Source organism: Pseudoalteromonas sp. Z1A6, assembly GCF_011378745.1.
GTDB lineage: Bacteria > Pseudomonadota > Gammaproteobacteria > Enterobacterales > Alteromonadaceae > Pseudoalteromonas > Pseudoalteromonas arctica.
The window spans coordinates 1-1,955 of sequence record NZ_WTKW01000525.1 but is presented as its reverse complement, the minus strand read 5'-3'; the positions used below and the strand labels follow the sequence as shown (position 1 = coordinate 1,955).

The following is a 1,955-nucleotide window of genomic DNA, read 5'->3' as shown; positions in this document are numbered from 1 at the left end:
AAACTGTAAAAAATTTCAGTGATTTGTTTAATTAAAGCTTAAACCTAAACTTAAGTAAAAGGATCAAATAAAAAGCCATTATAAAAATGGCTTTAGATAGGTTGGTTGGGTTTATCTTTGTGTTAGTTGTTGGTTTATTTCTTCAAAGATACTCGCGTCGTCTATGGTTGAAGGTATTTGTAGCTCTTCGCCATCAACCAGTTGGCGCAAATTTTTACGCAGTATTTTACCCGAGCGTGTTTTGGGCAACCTATCTACGCTAACTATATTTTTAAGGCACGCAATAGCGCCAATCTGATTACGAACACTTAAAACAAGCGCTTGTTCTACGTCGGTACTTGAGCCCATAAAATCATTTTTAAGCACAATCATTCCCATAGGGAGTTGTCCTTTAAGAGGATCGTTTACACCAAAAACAGCGCATTCGGCAACGGCGGGGTGCGCAGCTACTATTTCTTCCATTTCGCCAGTAGAAAGCCTATGTCCTGCTACATTTATAACGTCGTCGGTTCTGCCCATAATAAATAGGTAGCCGTCTTCATCAATATAACCACCATCACCAGATAAATAATAACCTTCGTATTCATTTAGGTAGCTTGCTTTAAAACGAGCGGTATCTTGCCAAATGGTTGGAAGGCAACCCGGTGGAAGGGGCAGTTTAATTACCACGGCGCCTTGCTCGTTAGCTGCGCATTCATTGCCATCCATATCCAATATTCGCACATCAAAACCTGGAGTAGGCACGGTAGAGCTGCCAGGTTTTGTTGCTAAGTACTCAAGCCCTACAGGGTTACAAGCAATAGCCCAGCCAGTTTCGGTTTGCCACCAATGATCGAGCACTGGCAGTTTGGTTTTTTCTTTAAGCCACTCGTAAGTGGGAGGATCTAACCGCTCGCCTGCTAAAAATAAACGTTTTAAGCTTGAGGTATCGTATTGATTAAAACCATCGGCATTTGGATCTTCTTTTTTGATTGCTCTAAAGGCGGTGGGGGCACTAAATAATGCATTTACTTTATACTCTTCAACCACGCGCCAAAATGCACTGGCGTCGGGGGTTTTAACCGGTTTACCTTCATATAATACGGTCGCGCAGCGATACATTAGCGGCGCGTAAACTATATAAGAGTGCCCAACTACCCAGCCAATGTCAGACGCTGCCCAAAATACGTCGCCGGGCTTCATACCATAAACGGTTTCCATGCTGTATTGCATTGCCACTGCGTGACCACCATTTTCGCGCACTACGCCTTTGGGTGTGCCTGTCGTGCCTGAGGTATATAAAATATAAAGCGGATCGTTACCATTTACAGGCACCGGATCTGCGATTGCAGCTGTTTGCATTGCCTGAGTCCAATCTATGTCTCGTTTAGGCTTAAGAGTGGCGGTGACTTGTGGACGCTGATAAATAACGCAGTGTTCTACTTTGTGCGTAGCTAAGTCTATTGCGTTATCAATAAGTGGTTTGTATTCAATAATGCTGTTTACTTCAACACCGCATGAGGCGCTAAGTATAAGTTTGGGCTTGGCATCATCAATGCGTACTGCTAATTCGTGTGCAGCAAACCCACCAAATACCACCGAATGAATAGCACCAAGACGAGCGCACGCCAACATACCAATAACAGCTTGTGGGATCATTGGCATGTAAATAACAACGCGGTCGCCTTTTGTAACACCTAACGATTGTATTACGCCTGCAAATTTAGCAACTTCTTGTTGTAGTTGTGAGTAGCTATAAGTTTGCTTTGTATTAGTGACTGGGGAGTCGTAAATCAGTGCAGTTTGCTCGCCAAACCCGGCAATAACATGCTGGTCTAGCGCTAAAAAACTGGTGTTTAATTGCCCGTCACTAAACCAATGATAAAGCCCGTCGTCGTCTTGTGTGTATGCTTTTGTGGGGGTTTTATACCATGGAATATTTTTACTTTGTTCGAGCCAAAATTGGGCTGGGTTTT

The 1,955-nt window shown here is 43.4% G+C and carries 1 protein-coding gene; it reads right to left on the bottom strand.

What is annotated here, in order from left to right:
* Window positions 1-111: 111 nt before the first annotated feature.
* Window positions 112-1,955, bottom strand: a 1,844-nt coding sequence (locus GQR46_RS19150; RefSeq protein WP_165742112.1) for a propionyl-CoA synthetase, incomplete at its 5' end; no start/stop codon positions are given.